The organism is Lysinibacillus sp. K60, from assembly GCF_019731275.1.
GTDB lineage: Bacteria > Bacillota > Bacilli > Bacillales_A > Planococcaceae > Lysinibacillus > Lysinibacillus capsici.
This window is the reverse complement of sequence record NZ_JAASJR010000012.1, coordinates 83,239-100,266: the sequence shown is the minus strand read 5'-3', so window position 1 is coordinate 100,266 and position 17,028 is coordinate 83,239. Positions and strand designations below refer to the sequence as shown.

24 protein-coding genes and 1 pseudogene are annotated in these 17,028 nt (G+C 33.9%); 18 read left to right on the top strand and 7 right to left on the bottom strand.

Features of this window, described 5'->3' with window-relative positions; translation table 11 throughout:
* The first annotated feature begins 257 nt into the window (after positions 1–257).
* The 6 genes from HCH28_RS20995 to HCH28_RS20975 all read left to right on the top strand — a co-directional run bounded on the left by HCH28_RS20995 (position 258) and on the right by HCH28_RS20975 (position 4,255).
* A complete protein-coding gene (locus tag HCH28_RS20995) occupies positions 258–731 on the top strand; it encodes a GNAT family N-acetyltransferase (protein ID WP_221682934.1) in 474 nt (157 codons plus the stop codon).
* Positions 732–777: 46 nt separating this feature from the next.
* Positions 778–1,434, top strand: coding sequence for a hypothetical protein (locus tag HCH28_RS20990; RefSeq protein ID WP_221682933.1), 657 nt, complete (start codon positions 778–780; stop codon positions 1,432–1,434).
* Positions 1,435–1,593: 159 nt separating this feature from the next.
* Entirely contained in the window at positions 1,594–2,349 is a 756-nt protein-coding gene (locus HCH28_RS20985; protein ID WP_221682932.1) for an SDR family oxidoreductase, read from the top strand.
* 343 nt (positions 2,350–2,692) lie between these two features.
* Positions 2,693–3,568 (top strand): cation diffusion facilitator family transporter, encoded by an 876-nt coding sequence (locus HCH28_RS20980; protein ID WP_305068592.1) that lies wholly within the window; start codon positions 2,693–2,695, stop codon positions 3,566–3,568.
* Positions 3,569–3,659: 91 nt separating this feature from the next.
* Positions 3,660–3,782, top strand: a complete 123-nt coding sequence (locus HCH28_RS25505; RefSeq protein WP_341275683.1) for a hypothetical protein — start codon at positions 3,660–3,662, stop codon at positions 3,780–3,782.
* Positions 3,783–4,054: 272 nt separating this feature from the next.
* On the top strand, positions 4,055–4,255 hold the full coding sequence (locus HCH28_RS20975; protein WP_004225195.1) for a cold-shock protein: 201 nt from the start codon (positions 4,055–4,057) through the stop codon (positions 4,253–4,255).
* 291 nt (positions 4,256–4,546) lie between these two features.
* Here HCH28_RS20975 and HCH28_RS20970 read toward each other — a convergent pair whose 3' ends face one another.
* The 4 genes and pseudogenes from HCH28_RS20970 to HCH28_RS20960 form a co-directional block, all read right to left on the bottom strand.
* A complete protein-coding gene (locus tag HCH28_RS20970) occupies positions 4,547–4,945 on the bottom strand; it encodes a hypothetical protein (protein ID WP_004225196.1) in 399 nt (132 codons plus the stop codon).
* A gap of 218 nt (positions 4,946–5,163) precedes the next feature.
* On the bottom strand, positions 5,164–5,280 hold the full coding sequence (locus HCH28_RS20965; protein WP_004225198.1) for a YjcZ family sporulation protein: 117 nt from the start codon (positions 5,278–5,280) through the stop codon (positions 5,164–5,166).
* A gap of 348 nt (positions 5,281–5,628) precedes the next feature.
* Positions 5,629–5,736: pseudogene (locus tag HCH28_RS25500) on the bottom strand (manganese catalase family protein); the annotation flags it as partial.
* A gap of 85 nt (positions 5,737–5,821) precedes the next feature.
* The gene (locus HCH28_RS20960) at positions 5,822–6,331 is read right to left on the bottom strand and encodes a DUF3231 family protein (protein ID WP_004225199.1); all 510 of its coding nucleotides are present in this window, start codon (positions 6,329–6,331) and stop codon (positions 5,822–5,824) included.
* A 270-nt stretch (positions 6,332–6,601) separates the two neighbouring features.
* Between HCH28_RS20960 and HCH28_RS20955 the strand changes: the two genes are divergently transcribed.
* From HCH28_RS20955 to HCH28_RS20920, 8 genes are all read left to right on the top strand, one after another.
* The gene (locus HCH28_RS20955) at positions 6,602–6,739 is read left to right on the top strand and encodes a hypothetical protein (protein WP_221682930.1); all 138 of its coding nucleotides are present in this window, start codon (positions 6,602–6,604) and stop codon (positions 6,737–6,739) included.
* 338 nt (positions 6,740–7,077) lie between these two features.
* Positions 7,078–7,383, top strand: coding sequence for a YfzA family protein (locus tag HCH28_RS20950; RefSeq protein ID WP_221682929.1), 306 nt, complete (start codon positions 7,078–7,080; stop codon positions 7,381–7,383).
* A 15-nt stretch (positions 7,384–7,398) separates the two neighbouring features.
* Entirely contained in the window at positions 7,399–7,770 is a 372-nt protein-coding gene (locus HCH28_RS20945; RefSeq protein ID WP_036076388.1) for a GntR family transcriptional regulator, read from the top strand.
* Positions 7,771–7,775: 5 nt separating this feature from the next.
* Positions 7,776–8,642, top strand: coding sequence for an ABC transporter ATP-binding protein (locus tag HCH28_RS20940; protein ID WP_004225204.1), 867 nt, complete (start codon positions 7,776–7,778; stop codon positions 8,640–8,642).
* Entirely contained in the window at positions 8,635–9,240 is a 606-nt protein-coding gene (locus tag HCH28_RS20935) for an ABC-2 transporter permease (protein ID WP_221682928.1), read from the top strand. Before HCH28_RS20940 ends, HCH28_RS20935 begins: the two co-directional genes overlap by 8 nt.
* Before the next feature lie 307 nt (positions 9,241–9,547).
* The gene (locus HCH28_RS20930) at positions 9,548–9,922 is read left to right on the top strand and encodes a DUF6713 family protein (protein ID WP_221682927.1); all 375 of its coding nucleotides are present in this window, start codon (positions 9,548–9,550) and stop codon (positions 9,920–9,922) included.
* Between the two features lie 95 nt (positions 9,923–10,017).
* A complete protein-coding gene (locus tag HCH28_RS20925) occupies positions 10,018–10,386 on the top strand; it encodes a hypothetical protein (RefSeq protein ID WP_221682926.1) in 369 nt (122 codons plus the stop codon).
* Between the two features lie 455 nt (positions 10,387–10,841).
* On the top strand, positions 10,842–11,321 hold the full coding sequence (locus HCH28_RS20920) for a GNAT family N-acetyltransferase (protein ID WP_221682925.1): 480 nt from the start codon (positions 10,842–10,844) through the stop codon (positions 11,319–11,321).
* Positions 11,322–11,452: 131 nt separating this feature from the next.
* Here HCH28_RS20920 and HCH28_RS20915 read toward each other — a convergent pair whose 3' ends face one another.
* A complete protein-coding gene (locus tag HCH28_RS20915) occupies positions 11,453–12,394 on the bottom strand; it encodes a DMT family transporter (RefSeq protein ID WP_221682924.1) in 942 nt (313 codons plus the stop codon).
* Positions 12,395–12,685: 291 nt separating this feature from the next.
* Between HCH28_RS20915 and HCH28_RS20910 the strand changes: the two genes are divergently transcribed.
* On the top strand, positions 12,686–13,246 hold the full coding sequence (locus HCH28_RS20910) for a hypothetical protein (protein ID WP_221682923.1): 561 nt from the start codon (positions 12,686–12,688) through the stop codon (positions 13,244–13,246).
* A gap of 334 nt (positions 13,247–13,580) precedes the next feature.
* Here the strand turns inward: HCH28_RS20910 and HCH28_RS25210 are convergent, their stop codons facing one another.
* On the bottom strand, positions 13,581–13,745 hold the full coding sequence (locus HCH28_RS25210) for a DUF2197 domain-containing protein (RefSeq protein WP_255601713.1): 165 nt from the start codon (positions 13,743–13,745) through the stop codon (positions 13,581–13,583).
* 28 nt (positions 13,746–13,773) lie between these two features.
* Entirely contained in the window at positions 13,774–14,334 is a 561-nt protein-coding gene (locus HCH28_RS20905; protein ID WP_370635390.1) for a TetR/AcrR family transcriptional regulator, read from the bottom strand.
* A gap of 572 nt (positions 14,335–14,906) precedes the next feature.
* Here HCH28_RS20905 and HCH28_RS20900 point away from each other — a divergent pair.
* The 3 genes from HCH28_RS20900 (at position 14,907) to HCH28_RS20890 (ending at position 16,997) form a co-directional block, all read left to right on the top strand.
* Complete coding sequence (locus HCH28_RS20900) at positions 14,907–15,311, top strand: helix-turn-helix domain-containing protein (protein ID WP_221682922.1); 405 nt, start codon at positions 14,907–14,909, stop codon at positions 15,309–15,311.
* A 255-nt stretch (positions 15,312–15,566) separates the two neighbouring features.
* Positions 15,567–15,956, top strand: coding sequence for a VOC family protein (locus HCH28_RS20895; RefSeq protein WP_009370423.1), 390 nt, complete (start codon positions 15,567–15,569; stop codon positions 15,954–15,956).
* A gap of 720 nt (positions 15,957–16,676) precedes the next feature.
* Positions 16,677–16,997 (top strand): DUF1827 family protein, encoded by a 321-nt coding sequence (locus tag HCH28_RS20890; RefSeq protein ID WP_221682921.1) that lies wholly within the window; start codon positions 16,677–16,679, stop codon positions 16,995–16,997.
* Positions 16,998–17,028 lie beyond the last annotated feature (31 nt).

The window sequence follows — 17,028 nt, the reverse complement described above, 5'->3', positions numbered from 1 at the left end:
ATAAATGGTAGGGTAAAATAAGAGTAGGATTAACCTACCTAGATGGAGGGTATATAGATAGTATTCATCTACATTTCTACATTGTTTTATCCATATCTGGTTATGGTGATTGTTTTTGAGTTTGTATGAGCCTCAGCACAATAACTTAAATACATTTGTAGTGCGTTTGCTGTGGTGAATGTCACCATTTATATAATAGCTGTAGATATATTCAGACTATAAGTCTGTTGTATGACTTGAAAAGGAGGAGGGATTCCATGAATATTCGTAGTGTACAGAGTTCAGATTACTATACTTTATCTCCATTGATTAATGAGTGGTGGGGCGGTAGGAATATGTCAGATAAGCTGCCTAAATTATTTTTTGATCACTTTACAAATACGAGCCTTATTATGGAGAAGGATGGCGAAATTATCGGCTTCCTCATTGGCTTTTTATCGCAGTCCAAAACGAATGAAGCGTTCATCCATTTTGTTGGGGTCCATCCTGATTATAGAAAACAGAATATTGCAAAAAGATTATATGATGTATTCTTTCATGTGGTGAAGCAATACCATCGAAATATTGTGAAATGTGTTACGTCGCCTATTAACGAAGTGTCCATCGCCTTCCATAAGAATCTCGGTTTTAGAATGGAAAAGGGTGACAAGGTGATCGATAATACGTCCATTCATAGTAATTATGGTGGTGAAAATCAAGATCGTGTGTTGTTTTATAAAATTCTACCGTAATTTACTTTAGATAATTGGCATATAGTCCCGAATAAGGGGGCTATACATGTTTATTAAAAGGTTATTTACGTTATGGTTTCTACTTTTAAGCATTGTTTGTGGTGCATTTTTCTTTTTTGCAAATGCACCTATTCAATATGCTGAAAAAACCAATGTTTCTATGTCACAACCTAGTAATGATGAATTATTGCGTTATATTCAGCAATATCAATTTTTAATTAGTGAGATTTCTTATACATTGCGCAAAGAATCCTATAGCTTTCTATTAGATTATGGAATTTTACCTAATGGAAAAATAGAGCTCCTTGTGTCATTACCCGAGAAGGTCGATCACAAGACAAAGCAACATATAGAAGAAACAATGCTGGACGTTATCAAAGCTAATGAATTAAACCCCATCTCTTTTCAAATAACATTAAAGCAACTCTATGAGCCAGCAGAAACGATCTCAACTCGGCTAAGTTATAATGATGTCATGGCCAATCTATTTGAGACAATGTTTACACAAGATTTTGGCACTTTCAGCGTTGACCATAGTATGACGTCTGAGGAAATTCAAGTAAGGATTAATTTAACAGAAGAGAAAAATGACAAGGCTAAAAAGAAGGCTCAACAGTTAGCCGAAGATACGATAAAGCAACATCAATTTGATGTAGAAGCCTTTTCTATTGAAGTTCAAAATCAGATTAAAGTTTTAGATTAGAAAATTAACACGAATTTTGTTTGACTAGGTATGGTGGTCATTTCAAAGGATGTTCAGTGTAAGGGCTTTGATTTCTAAAAACGGAGCAGACCATTATGGTAATGCTCTTTTTTTATTAATAATCTCAATAACCATCAAAAAGCATGGGGGTAAAAAGAAATGAATAAAACAAAACGTAAAATAGCAATCATTACAGGTGCAAGCCACCCTCAAGATATTGGAACAGCTATTTGTAGAAGATTGGCTACAGACGGTGTCAATGTTTTTTTCGCACACTGGCATGCTGATCGTAAGTGGATAGGAGAATTCAAACAGGAAATTTTGAGTACGGGTGTTTCATGTGAAGAAATGTCAATTGATTTAGCAGATTCCCAAGCTCCAAAAAGGATACTCCAAACGGTTTTCGAAAAACTAGGTGTACCTTCTATTTTAGTAAATAATGCTGCCCATTCAGCACAAGATGGTTATTTAGCGTTAGATGCTCAAACATTAGACGAACATTACGCGGTGAATATGAGGTCAACCTTACTACTTTGTGTGGAATTTGCACGTCTTTTTGAAAAAGCTAATTTAAATTCAGGGAGAATCATTAATATGACATCTGGTCAAGATTTAGGTCCTATGATGGGAGAGCTAGCCTATGTAGCAACGAAAGGGGCAATTTCAGCCTTTACTAGATCATTAGCACAGGAGCTAGCACCACTGGGCATTACCGTCAATGCTGTCAATCCAGGGCCAACAGATTCTACATGGATGAATGATGAGATTAGGGGTTATCTGTTACCTAAATTTCCAATGGGTCGAATTGGGACACCACTGGATGTGGCCAAGGTGATTAGCTTTCTTGCTAGCGAGGAGGCTACATGGATAACTGGACAAATAATCCACTCAGAGGGCGGATTTCTACGAGGATAATTGAGATGAAAAGCCTTGCTACAGTTGTGGCAAGGTTTTTTACGTGCTTATAAGTACGTAAAAAGGGTCACTCCCGAAAATGGAAATGACCAAGGTTTGTTAGGTGTGTTCGTTGGAGGAAAAAATCTTAAAGAACAGATACACTACTATTTTATTCGGTTAGTATAATAATTTCTAGGCTTTGAACCAGTATCTGAGTTTCTTCCTAAGGGCTTTATTTTTTCCCCTCATCAACACTTTTATATTCCTCCTACTTATGTATAGTAGTGCAAAAAGGTTGCTGTAGACCCACTCGATGTTGGGTTGTTATGATGATAATGTACGTAAGTGGGAGGTAAGTGAATTGGAAGCAGAAAGATATAATAATCTTAAATTAGGTGAACGTGGTGCCATCATCAGTATTATTGCATATATAATTTTATCCATCATAAAAGTTGGCATTGGTTACTTGAGTGGTTCAGAAGCTTTAAAAGCGGATGGATTGAATAATACGACAGATATTATTGCCTCTATTGCAGTACTCATTGGACTAAAGCTTTCACAAAAACCAGCAGATCATGATCATCGCTATGGTCATTGGAAAAGTGAAACCATTGCATCAATGGTCGCTTCATTTATTATGATGGCCGTTGGTATTCAAGTATTGGTCGGTGGTTTTTCTTCCATTTTTCAGGGTGGAAAAGAGTCGCCGGATATGGTTGCAGCCTATGTAGGGGGAGGATCAGCATTGGTGATGTATTTTGTCTATCGTTACAACAAACAATTGGCTGAAAAAATCAATAGTAAAGCCGTTATGGCTGCAGCTAAAGATAATTTGTCAGATGCTTGGGTAAGTATTGGAACCGCTGTAGGAATTTTAGGGTCACAACTACATATGCCTTGGTTAGATACAGGAACTGCGATCGTTGTAGGTTTCATCATTTGTAAAACAGCTTGGGAGATTTTTAAGGAAGCTTCTCATGAACTATCGGATGGATTTGATGAGAAAATTCTGCAAACATACAAAGAGATTATTTTAAAAATAGATGGCGTTAAAGGATTGAAAGAAATCAGAGGAAGAAATTATGGGAATAATGAGGTAATTGATGTCGTTATACTTGTAGATGCAAAGCTAGATATCACGAAAGCACATGATGTTGCTTCGGTTGTTGAAAAAAATATGGTGGAAGAGCAAGGAGTTTATGAAGTGCATGTCCATGTGGAGCCTAAGGAAGCATAGGGCAATTATGTCCTAAAATGTAATATTCAGCTTCAAAAAAATATACGGAATTAATGAGGTAAGGAATATCGCTATTGAAATACAAAAATAATTGCCTCTAGCTACGGGTTATCATACTGTTGGGCTAAAGGCTGATGGCACGATGTTAGCTGTTAGCAGGAATAATGAAGGCCAAGGTAATGTAGTTTCCAACTCTTCAATAAATAATCTGTAGCTACTTAATGGCGGTGAAATGACTAATTTTACCCCTTTAAATAAGTGGTATATGCAAGTTTTAGCCTTTCATTGATAAAAAATTTCACTTTACACTGGACTAATACGATTTTTTATCATATACTGTATGTAATAGAATCTTTCTTAAAGAAATAATAAATTCACATATTACAAAGAGTAATCGTGTTTTGTTAGTTACTTTTTGTAATATGTGAATTTTTTTCTTTGGAAGTTGTATGATTTTATTTAATAACATTATTGGAGGTCATTTAAATGACACAAGGTACAGTAAAATGGTTTAACGCAGAAAAAGGTTTTGGTTTCATCGAAGTAGAAGGCGGACAAGACGTATTCGCTCACTTCTCAGCTATCCAAGGTGAAGGTTTCAAATCACTTGAAGAAGGTCAAAAAGTTGAATTCACAGTTGAAGAAGGTCAACGTGGACCACAAGCTGCTAACATCGTTAAACTTTAATTTTTAAATGAAGAAAAACATTCTTAAATAGAGTGTTTTCAGTAGACAAAGTCGATTTTTTCGACTTTGTCTTTATTTTTTTTCTCATTATTTTTCAAAACTTATGGTTTATTAAAAAAATAAATCACTAAAAACTAAACTTAATCATTGACCCATCCACATGTAAAGAATACATTTGTTACTTGCCTATCTCGACGAAAGAAGTGAGGATGTGAGGTTTTACCAAGAAAGGTCTACCATCTAATAAAGGATGTAAAAGCAACAGGAGGGAGTTTGTTCAGTATGACCTGTTTACAAATCAAAACTACCTAAAACCATAAAATCTACAATAACGCCACTTACTGGATTTTCTGATCCTAATACACTAATTCCTAATACTGTCACACCACTAATATTTGTAATATTAGCAGAGACATATTTCCCACTAATATTCTTCTCTCTCATTTGAACTCTCGGTCTTAAGTTTATCGTTGAATTTGTCGAGTATACACTTGCCACTGCATAGTCAATGGTAGATAAGAGCGGATTGCCATTAGCTAATGCATTGTCTGTAAAATATAATGTGGCTATTCCATTTGCATCAGAGGTAGCTTGTCCATAAACAATTCGCTTTACTTTTTTTGGATTTGCATCTCCTGCTTTAAACACTTGCATGACTGTTGGGGCAAGTGTAATAAAATCAATGCTCATAGGCATTCTCCTTTGTTATTTTTAGCCCTAATTATGCTTGATATATTCTATGAACTGTTTGTTAGATTAGTACACTGTGTGAATAACAAACTTGACATATGTAAGCTTCCTACATATATGCTTCTATGCTACAAAGTAAGTAGTAAAAAAGGGTCACCAAGGTGGGAGACGACCCTTTGAACCTAGTATGAATATTTGAGGATATTAGAAGGTAAATATTAATGATATAAGAAAGTAGCGCCAGCAATAATTAAAAGAATAAAGAGGACAACAATTAGAGCGAATGATAAATTATCATGCTTGCCATAGTTTGAACCGTAAACTTCATATCCCATATGAAAGTCCCTCCTTTCGAGAAGCTAGAATATGTAAAGTATAGAAAGCTTCAAGCCAAATAATCGAATTTAAAACGAGATATAAATAAATGAATAAATATTGAAGGGTCACTCGGCTGAAAGTGACCCTAAGTAACAATTAGGGAGGTACAAGTTAAACTAGATTAGCTTAACACTACTATTAATATGAAAAGTTAACTCATTGTGCATAGTTTATTGCCTTTAAAATAAAAATAAGACTATAACGGTCAACCAACGTCACAGCCTATGAAGTGTGCGATACAAATATAGTCTATTTATACATTCAAAAAGCTGCAGCGTCGCAAACGCTACAGCTAAAAATATTTTATTTTTCAGGCCAGGACTATATTCATTTGGCATCTCTGGCATAACAGGTAATGGGAATCCTTCTGGTGGAGGGGACACATTTAATTCTCCACCATTTCTACTTGGAGTTTGTGCTTAGAAGTTTTCCCCTAATCTACCCCTAAAGCATATCCCATCTATACACTATGAGTACTGTACTAAACTAAAGGAATCTTTATTTTTCAGGATAATTAACATGTAATGGTGGTGGTACAAGCCAGCCTTTATTTTTGTTTAAACGTAAAAGTTTTGCACCAAGTTGAGCTTTAGCCATATGGAATTGCCCATACATTAATGCGATGTCTTCACGAGTAGAAGTACCCATTGCCTGACTACATGCAACTAATCCAGCTACTAGGTCAGCAGTAAGGGCAGCACTTATTTCTGGATCATTAAACTTAGCACCTGGAGGAATATCTTCAAGTCTTGCTACAGGTCTCTCAGGTGATGCAGGAGGTAGTGCAATACCGTTTGTTTTTAGAATTTTTTCTAATTGCTTTACTTCTTCCCTACATGTTTCGATGATATCTTCAATAATTTTTTTAAGATCTTCATCACCAGCATGATTATAAAATGTTTGATAGCCAGATATCATGCCATAGTCTGCAATTAAACCCGACCACACACTAAATACCTCACCATAATGCAACGGTTCATCTTTTGGATTTCCACCAAGAATACCCATCTGTACACATCCTTTTCTTATTTTTCGCCGTTAAAGCTAAGTTAGTATGGCTGAAAAAATAAGCAAAATTCACTTTTAATAAAATTTTTAATGTAAAAAATAAAAGAAGCCACAGAGAAAGAAATCTCTGCAGCTCTTTAAGTAGTGAGACACTACGCACTTATAGAATGGGTGTTTTTTGGTTATTTATGCGTTTGATAGCTTTGAAAAAAGTGAAAAGTATAGATTTTCTTAATAAGGCCACTTTAAAGCATATTGGAGGTGAGTGTTTTGTCAAAAGAAAAGCAAAAGAATGAAGCAGAGCAAGAAGAACTAGCAATGGAATTTAATCCTGAAGAATTAGAAGCGGTAAAAGAGGAACAAGAGCAAAAGAAAGAACAACCCTTCAATAAAAAAGAAAAGAAGTAAGGAAAAAACAAAGAAAAAGCCGCAGCGTCGTCACACGCTACAGCCATTGTCTTGCCAATTTAGTCAGATGATTCATTATATCATAAATTATCAAATTGCAACTGCAGAATGGACATATTTGAATGACAAGACACAATCAATGGCCAAGTAGTTAATAGGAGCCTGTTTTGATAATAGCTATCAAAACAGGCTCCTTCTATGTATTTGAATGCCATAGCTCATTTCACGGTAAAATTTCCTTTAAACCCAAAAAAGTGGTTGAACAAATTTTTTAATTGTGTATATAATGTTTATATAGTATATATACAATATAATGAATTGGTGGGGGGATTGTTTAAGTGGTAGGCACTGAAAAAGCGCATGAAAGTAATCTGTTAAAACGATGGATTATCACTATCTGTATATTTTTAATTGTTCAATTGATCTTTATTACGGTCGATGGCACTGCTCTGGAGCCGAACATGAACGATAGTAATAATTTAGTTGCCAGAATGGGAAGATGGATTTTGGATTCGAGGCTTTTCACCGAATGGATAACGCCTTATTCCTTTCCTTTTTTTAATATGTTCATCACAATCCATGTTATTGCTATACTGATTGCAGCACTAGGGAGTATTTTTTCAACGATATTCTCAAAAAAATAAAGAAGAGGGATTGGCATGCAAATAATTATTTCGAACAGTTCAAAGGAGCCAATTTATGAACAAATTACGAATCAAATTAAATCACTTATTTTAGCAGGTGAACTACAGGAGGGCACAGCCATACCATCCATGCGTAACCTCGCAAAGGATTTACAAATTAGTGTAATAACAACAAAACGGGCTTATGAGGAATTGGAGAAGGCAGGCTTTATCTATTCCATTGTTGGCAAAGGATCGTTTGTAGCGGAGCAAAATTTGGAGGTTATACGGGAAAAGAAGCTGAAGGTTATTGAGGAACAGCTGAGTGCGGTCATTGCGAATAGCAGAGAAATAGGCCTGTCACTTGAGGAGCTAAAGGAATTATTGAAGATTTTATACGAGGAGTGAAAGGGATGGAAAATGTAGTCGAGTTAAAGAATGTAACAAAGAGGTTCAAAGGCTTTTCTGTAAATCATATAAATTTACAGGTAAAGCGAGGCTTTGTAACGGGTTTCATTGGAGCGAATGGAGCGGGTAAGTCCACAACGATAAAAACGATGATGAATCTATTAAGGCCAGATGCTGGAGAAGTTAAGCTTTTTGGATTGGACTACAAGACGCATGAGAAGGAGATTAAGCAGCGCATTGGGTTTGTATACGATGGCAATATATTTTTTGAAGGGTTGAACTTAAAAGATATAAAACGTATCGTTGCACCTGCTTACAAGCGATGGGACGATACATTATTTTATCAATACGTAGAACAATTCGAACTACCGCTTAACAAAGCAATCAAAACATTTTCAAAAGGGATGCAAATGAAGGCTTCATTGGCAATAGCCCTCTCACATCATGCAGAGCTAATCATTATGGATGAGCCAACAGCAGGATTAGATCCCATTTTTAGACGGGAGCTGTTAGATCTTTTACAGGAATTAATGGTTGATGGCAATCGCACCATTTTCTTTTCTACGCACATTACAACTGATTTAGATCGTATCGCAGATTACATAGCTTTTATACAGAAAGGGGAATTAGTATTTAATCAATCTATACACGATGTAGCTGAAAACTATGCCCTCGTTAAAGGCGAGTTGAATCTACTTGATAGAGACACTGAAAAAGCCTTTGTTCATGTACATCGTGCATCTACAGGATTTGAAGCATTAACGGATAATATCAAAGCAGCGAAAAATATTTTTGGAGACACAGTTATTATTGAACGTGCCTCTCTGGAAGATATCATGTATTACTTTAAAGGAGGCATCCATCATGCTTAACTTAATTAAACGCGATGTCATACTACAAAAAAGGCAGCTAGTACTTTTTATTCCTTTTATCTTAGTTTTTATTTTGGTGGGGACACCACCCGTTCTAATTTTTCTGGTCGCCAGTATTTTTATTCCCTTTAACACGTATGCATACGATGAAAAAGTTGAGACGAATATATTATTAAACTCCTTACCATACACACGTACAGAAATTATCGCATCCCGCTATCTTGGAGCGATTGCCTATATGATTTTATCCATAGGTGTTACAAGTCTAGCGCTTCTAGCTTTCAATAAACATTTTACGATATCTGACATTGCCATTGGTAGTGGCTTATTCTTACTATTTGCTGCGCTTACCTTCCCATTATTTCAGATATTTAAACAGGGTTATATTACAATTGTTATACTTATAAGCTTTATCCTCTTAACTTGGATTTCACGACCGATTGCATTGTATATGAATGAACACTTAACAACGATTAGTGATTTTGTAGATAACACATCCGTTACGGTTATATATACAGGGTCGACACTTTTCATTATGCTAATCTATATTATTTCTTGGGGGATTACACATATTATTTACCAACGAAAAGCCTTCTGATTGTGTGCTTTTGTTTACTCCTAGAAGATTACTTGAAAGTGGTCAATTTTAAAATTGTATGCAAGATGAATTTAAATGTCTTTATGCAAAAATTAATGAAGTAAAAAAGGTTATAACTGATAATCCTCCTTATGAAGAACCCTAGATACAGGACTGCAAGGTAATTTTTTTCACTCGATTGCTTAATATAAGGGAAAGAATAAAAGCCTCCTTAGTCCTACAAATCGACATATTTAGGCGTGTTTACTTAGTATTTCGTTAGTGATTTTATAGTAACATTTGGTATATATACTGTAGGAGGTTTGATATGCCTGATTTATTACTCATTCTTTTTTTATTTAACTTTTCTTTATTTCTTCTGCACGAAATGGATGCAATAAGACGCTCTGAGTGGCGATTGTTTATAATACTTAAAGATATGGAAGATTCAAAGGCTTATAAAGTATTCACTTTTATTCACCTGTTTCTTTACGTAATAATCCTTTCCTTACTTTTCAGTCAGTATCAAACCATCATTTTTTGGGTCCTTGATTTATTCTTCATTATTCATGCAATCCTGCATTTATTTTTTGAAAGGCATCCTCGAAATGAATTTAAAAATAGTTTTTCAAGATCCATTATTTATCCAATGGGGGTCCTTGCGGTAATACATTTAGCACTATTAATTAATATTTCGACTTAATTGTATTATAAACGAAGTTTTCAGCTAGTAATTTGCAGAAAATTATTCCAATTTGTTGGTTTTCTGCTTATTATAAAGATGGAGGTGATTATCAGATGTATAGTAATACGGCAAATATGTTGAAGCAAACGAACAATCTTATCAATGCATTGAAAAAATTGAAACAAAATCTATCTTTTGTGAAATTGTATATTAATAACGATAGAATACTGGCTATCTATTTTTTAAGTAATGCGTATAGTGATTTTAATTTATTTAAAACAATTTATTTATCTGTAACACCTGGTGATCAAACGATTGATAAGTTTTTACAGGAGTATGAAAAATTCTTTGTAGAAGTGAATAAATACTTAGAAGTCTTTCATGATGATAGCGTTGTGGAGGATAGACTTCATAAGGAAGTTTTGTTTGCAATTAATGAATTAGAAAGATATTTGTTAAATCTGTTAGATGTGTATAGATAAAAAGTTAGACATTCCTTATTTCTGAGGGGTGTCTTTTATTTTAAAGAAACTTCTTAGATAAAGCCTCTCTGTTTATAGGGATAGTGTTAGAAAATGAATAAGGAATGGTAAGGGATGGGAGAATGATTAGAAAAATTGAAATGGGCTTGTTTGTAATTGGAGTAGTCATGGCCTTAATAGGTATGCCTTATTTATTTGGGTATTCAACGAATGCATGTTTAAAATATCCTCTCTATCTAGGGTTAATATTAATGGTTGCCACTATCCCTGTAACCATATCCAAGAGAAAGTATAAGTAACATCAATGCCTAGGTACTCAAATTAATGTAGAGCCTAGGCATTTTTTAGGTGATTTATTTATCTAACGTACGTGTTTTTTTGAAATTTCAAATAAATGAATGACCACAACCTAATAAAGTGGTAAAGTATAGAAAAAGCGAATGGAGAATTATGTAATGGAAAAATTGAAGAAGGTTGAATTAAAGCATTTTTCAAGTGAATATATGCAAGAACTGAACGCTTTTGTCCTTACTGAAGAGCAACAACAATTTTCTGCACTGCCGAGCAATTTTGAGGAAATTAATGAAGGACAGCATCGCATTGTAATTCTAAGTGAAAATACACCTGTTGGTTTCTTTCTCCTAAATTCTAATGAACGAGTTAAGAAATATTCTACGAATAGAAATGCGATGCTCTTATCTGCATTATCAATTAATCATACGGAACAAGGGAAGGGCTACGCAAAACAAGGAATGACATTACTAGTTGAGTTTGTTAAAGCAGAATTTCCTAATTGCGATGAAATTGTTTTAGTTGTAGACAAAGATAATATACCAGCACAGAAACTATATGTAAAAGTAGGGTTTGAAGATACGAATGAAAGGCTAATAGGACGTATCGGCGAAGAAATCATCATGAGGCAATTCATAAAATAAAGATGGACCACAATCGTTACCAGAGTTTATGCTACATTTCGTAGATGAACTCTGGTTTTATGTTCTGGGGGAAATGTCGCATCCATTCTTGAAAAAGAGTTTCATCGTTCAAGGTCAACAAAGGAAATTATTTAAAATAGCCTAATTAAAAATACACCAGCTATCATCACCATTAAACCAATTATTTGTAAAGGTTGAATTCGATTCTTTATCGAGTTAAACAATCCGAATTGCTGTACCAGTAGGCTACCAGTGATTTGACCGAATAAAGCAAGGACTACAGTTTGGCCATTTCCAATTTGATTGACAAGAAACACATTGATGAGAACATAAGATCCTCCTAAGATCCCGCCAATCCATATCCACCAAGGAGCAGATTGTTTAAAAGGCTCTTTAATATTTGTGTAAGAACGATCCTTTAACCCAACGATCATAATCAAGGTAATAGTACCAACAAAGAATGAAACAAGGGCTGCATGAGAAGAAGAGTGAAGAACTTTACCTAATTGCCCATTAACAGCAATTTGGATAGCTAGTAACATTCCTGCTAGAATGCCTACTATTCGCCAAATCCATTGATTTAACATCCTCTCCTTATTTATTTGAGGTGAATACTGGTCATTTTTCTTTCTTCGTATAGCTGTTGCTACAAAGACACCGATTAAGACTAACGATATACCAAAGATTCGATTCCATCCAAAGGAATATTGTGTGGAGTTAAACCATCCATTATGATCGATTAACATACTCATGAGAGTCATTCCAAAGATCGGTAGGATGGCCGTTTGCACACTTCCCAATTTAGGAAACAGAAGAATGTTAGTAGTTATCGCAATAGCGCCACCAATTCCCCCCAACCATATATAGATAGGTTGGTTCAACAATAAATCTAATGGAATCCCCAGTGATGAACCACTACTTACTAATGTAATAGTTAAGAAGATGACACCAATAGCGAAGGAGATCATGGAAGCTAAAAAAGGAGAAATCACAAACTTTCTTAATTGAGCATTAATGGCTGTTTGCACAGCAAAAATAGCTCCAATACTTATAGCCAAAAGTACTGCAAACATAAAAATTCATCACAACCTTTGTTGAAGAAATGTAAAACAACGCATGATTGATTATATCAAAGTACGTGTTGAATTTTATAAAGTTAAGCATTGAACGCTTAGTAGGAAATAGATTTTATTTATATGATGTGGAACTTCACCAACCACATTAAGATAACGATAAAAAATCAGTTTCTCAAAAAAGAAATGATTTTTCATGTATAGAAGCGGTTAAGAAATAGAGCTTTATGTTAATAAAGTATAGTGTAATCTCTTCATATTCTGTATATTGGTGTATGAGGAGGAGATTTAATGGCAAGAAAATGGATACTACCATTATTTATATTACTAGGTGTTTTGATCTCTGGTTGTAGTGAGGGCCAGGAAAAAGGTAGCAAAGATGGTGGGGATGTAGAAGTAACTATTCCAGCTATATTTTTTGAGGGTCAGGACATTGATTCTGTTATTTCAAAGGCAAAAAGCAGTGGGATGAAGGAAGTCAGTAAGAACGATGATGGTTCTTTAACTTATAAAATGTCTGAAACAGAACATAAAGAAATGATGAAAGGTTTAAAAGAAGGCATTCTAGCAAGTGTAGATGAGCTTGAAACAAGTGAAAAGTTCAAATCTATTAAAGATGTAACCTATGACAAATCTTTTTCAGAATTCACTTTATCTGTAAACAAAGAAGAATTTGATAATAGTCTTGACACAATGGCCTCATTCGGACTAGCTTTAACAGGTATGTACTATCAATTATTTAATGGTGTGGATGAAAAGGATTATAAAGTCAAAGTAATTTTTAAAGATGAATCAAATGGAGATGTAATTAACACGATAGTTTATCCAGATGATTTAAACAAGAAAAATTAATCGGAAGAGCACCTAACATAGGTGTTCTTTTTAAATGCTTTGAGTGCAATCGAGTTGTGCAGTAGTAGTTGTTCCTGATTCTTGATGGCTTTTTATTTTTGCAAAGGTTTTGTGTTCAAAGTAGAATGTCAGCAGCAAATTCTTAATGCACACATGAATAGGCATAAGAAAATGATAGAATTTGTTTTGAAAAACGACTGACGATAGCATAGTTGTAAGTAGAGATAGACCTAAATGATTCCACAAAGCCCAGATACTCATTAATTTTGAGCCTGGAATTTATACTTATTTAACTTGTAGTCCCTTTTATTATTCTCAAGATCTGCTGAAGGAGCTATCTAAAGAAATTTTTAATAGCATCCATACGAATTTTGCTATAACATTCTTCGCAACGAAAAATCTTATCGGTTCTTTCCTTTAACTGTCTGAATCTCAGTGACCCCTCGTATACTTTGAATTTATTTCTACAACTAAAACAAATTACCTCATAGTAATGCATAGCTATCCTCCTCAAGTTTTCTGACATATTATTTTTTAGTTGTTTTAACGAATATTGTAATTAGTTCTCTCGTATATTCCTCAACATTTAACTGGGGATTTCTCATTAATTCAATAGTGAAACCGTCAATGGAATTTCTTATCGCTAACGCCATTACTCTTGAACCCAATTTGGTGAATTCTCGGAAAACACCCGCGTGCATTCCTAGTGTAAGTATGTTTTCTATGGGAAGAAAAATAGCATCATCATGGTCCGCCGCAAATCGAAGTTTGCCATCAGCAGTTCTTTCATTAGAAACAATTTCAATGACAGCGAAAACATGTTGCCGATTTTCATCTATGAATCTAAGATTTGATTCAATATAAACGCTAAGCATATCTAAAGGAGATTTTTGATTTTCTATTAGAGGAGCAGTATAAGCTTGACATGCCATATAGTAATCATAAATTACTTGCTCTAATAATTCCCCCTTGCTTGCAAAGTGATAGGAGATAACCCCCTTACTGATTTGTGCACGTTTTGCAATTTGACCTAAAGAAGCTTGAGCGTAACCCACCTCTGCAATGGTTTCAATAGCACATTCGACAATTTGAGTTCTACGAGCTTTTTCAATAAATGACTTTTCTTTTTGATTAGTTGTTTTATTTTTTTACTCATGCATTTATTTTAGCACGGTTGTACTAATCAATCGATTAAAAAAACATTTAGGGAGATTCCTAAATGGAGGCTTTTCTTTTACTTCGAATTTAAACCAAAGCTTGTTCAAGGCTGTTGACATGGAGTCGGCTCCATCTTTTAAGATGAATGAAATCAAAGAATGGAGTGATGGAGATGATAATTTTTACGATTATACTAATTGGGTTGTACGCAGTTTTAATAGGAGTAGCAGGGATAAAAAAATGGAAAGAAGTTGGATTTGAAGTACGAACATTCATATTTGTTATCGTATCGATAAGTATTCTCTTAATACTATGTATACCAAACAAAGGTTGGTTATTTATATTACTAATAATTGCATTTATCTTGTTACATATACTAGCAGTTACAGAAGGGAGGTTAACACATGGACGAATTACTTTCAGCCATCATATCATTCGTTTCATTTTCCATTGTATAATTGCCCTAATGGTTTATAAATTTATATTATAGAAGGGGATCATAATGAAAATTGGTGAATTTGCAATATGTACTGGTCTTAGTAAAGATACGATACGTTATTATGAAAAAATGAAATTATTGCATCCAGAAATTAAAAATAAGCACCGCAATTATAACAAGAAAGACATTGATACAGTGGAAGCAATCCTTAAACTTAAACAAACGGGATTTACTCTTCAAGAAATCAAAATGCTTTTTGATTGGTCGGGAAATATTGATCAAAATAAAAAACTGACAAAAGAAGAAATACAAAACCTGCTTGAAATAAAAGTTATATTCCAAGAAAAGTATGAGCAGATGATACAAAGAGAACATCAGATTATACAAATTAAACAAGTATTATTAAATACAGATAATAAAATAAAACAAATTTTAGAGAAAAATAAAGAAGAAAATTGTTGGTTTTAATGATGTGTTTAGAAAATAAAGGAATAGAATATACCAATAATTAAAGCTGTTTGACGTTCGAATTGAACGTTTGAAACGAACGTCTGAAGATGAGAAACAATATTTTAAGCTGCTTCTATTTAGTTATTTCTAAAAGTGTTGTTCCTTCAACTTATCGAGAAGGTTAGTACAAGAAGGAATAGTAGAATATCACGTTAAAATAGAAAAAATATAGAGTTCCACAAGTAGAAATAAATTATTAAGGAGGATGTATTTGTGACTAGCCATGACTACAAATCACCAATAAAAAACAGAATTGGAGGTGTATTTGTTCCAGTTCGTAACCTAGAGAAAGCAAAAGAATGGTACAGAAAAATACTAGGTTTGGAAGGGGGAGAAGAATATTTTGGACATTTATTCGTGGTACCTATGAAAGGTACAGCTGGATTAATTTTAGATTCCATGCCAAAGTGGAGAAAAGAAGATGGTGATATTTCCACTTACCAAGTTCCGTCAATTCAGCTTTTGACCGATGATATTGAAGCTTCTTATCAATTTATGAAAGAGAATAATGTTGAACTTGTTACAGAGATTCAGGATAATTTTTATTTTGTGTTCAAAGATTTAGATGGCAATTTACTAATGATTTGTAAAGAAGCTTCTTAAAAAGATGTGAACATTGCCTTTGGGACTTACTAAATAAATCAAACCTTATTGAGTTGATCTACAGTCTGCTAAAACTACTGGAGGTATTAATAAAACAGAAAGAAAGTGGTGCTTCAATAGCAACTGAATATGCATTGTACAAACGGAGGTACAAAAGTGCGCGTACCGCAGTTAAATACATTTAGATACGCTTCGTTAGACAGGTATAGAAACCCCTTGATATCAAAGGGGAGGGGAGGGGAGGTTCGGTTAAACCGTACCTCATTTGTACCCCACTTTTAATAGTTTTAGAGAGATTGATCAAAATGAAAGAATTGACGCATTACTTGCAACGGACCAGTCCGTGAAATTGCAGATTTAATAAAATTAGAAGATAGTCTATAACAATGAAAGCAAAACAACAAAAATATCCAAGATTTTATGATATTTTGTTCAGAAGTTGTACAGGTAGAAGTGTTAATCTACAAAAGCAATACTCCGACGACAAAAAAGCCCAGGTACTCAATTAATTTTGAGCCTGGATTTTTTTGTATTTAATATTTTATCATTAAAAAATTAACGAGTTATATATAAATCTTAGCTTTATAGTATTTAGAAGAAAGAATTTAATCACTATCAAATAACAAAATATTTTTATTTTCATAAATTTTACCTTGCTAAAGAGCAAACACTTGTTCTATTATAAGTACAAACGAATGTTCTGAAAAAGGAGAGGTCAAAATGGCGAAAATATATAATTTTCCAACTAAAACATTTCGAGATATAACAAAAGAAAGAGTCGATGTTGTAACTATTGCTTCTGGTTTTATGGGTGGTGTTGTAAAGGTATATGAATGTGAAGGGACAGTCATTATTCATAGTGAAAATAAGAAATCTAGCCATGCTAGTATTTCAAATGATCTTGGTCAGGTTAAAGAATGGGAGATTAGATATACAATAGAACATATTTTAAAAAGAGGCATTACAGAGGTGAATATAAAAGTTAGTAATACAGGAGTTGTTCATATTCGTAATAAAGAAATTAATTTACTTTCTCAGTAAAGTCAGGTCACTTATAAAAATATGAGTACTG